Annotated in this window: 1 protein-coding gene; it reads left to right on the top strand. The window is 44.5% G+C overall.

The window, feature by feature from the left end; translation table 11 throughout:
• Window positions 1-20 precede the first annotated feature (20 nt).
• Window positions 21-418, top strand: a 398-nt coding sequence (locus D5S11_RS19665; protein ID WP_206504702.1) for a hypothetical protein, incomplete at its 3' end; no start/stop codon positions are given.

Below are 418 nucleotides of genomic sequence, written 5' to 3'. Positions count from 1 at the left end.
GTTAACAGGGGTAATGAATGATGAGGATTTTGGTGGCGTGTGAAGAAAGCCAAGCGGTAACAATTGAATTGCGCGCGCTAGGTCACGAGGCTTTTAGCGCTGATATTATTGATTGTTCAGGCGGTCACCCTGAGTGGCATATCAAAGGCGATGTTTTACCTATCTTAAATGATGGATGGGATATGATTATCGCTTTTCCACCATGCACACATTTGAGTGCCGCCGGTGCGCCAAGCTGGAAACAAAAGCAAGCCGATGGTAGACAGCAAGCCGCGCTTGATTTCGTTTATGAGATACGCGTTGCAATGTGCGATTTGATAGCAATTGAAAACCCAACCGGTAAGTTAAATACATCATGGAGAAAGCCCGACCAAATAATTAATCCGTTTCAGTTTGGTGACCCATTTAAAAAACGAAC

The sequence above is a fragment of the Bacillus sp. L75 genome (assembly GCF_003676355.1).
Lineage (GTDB): Bacteria > Bacillota > Bacilli > Bacillales > Bacillaceae > Bacillus > Bacillus velezensis.
The sequence above is the reverse complement of the archived record's forward strand: the minus strand, read 5'-3'. Positions and strand labels throughout refer to the sequence as shown.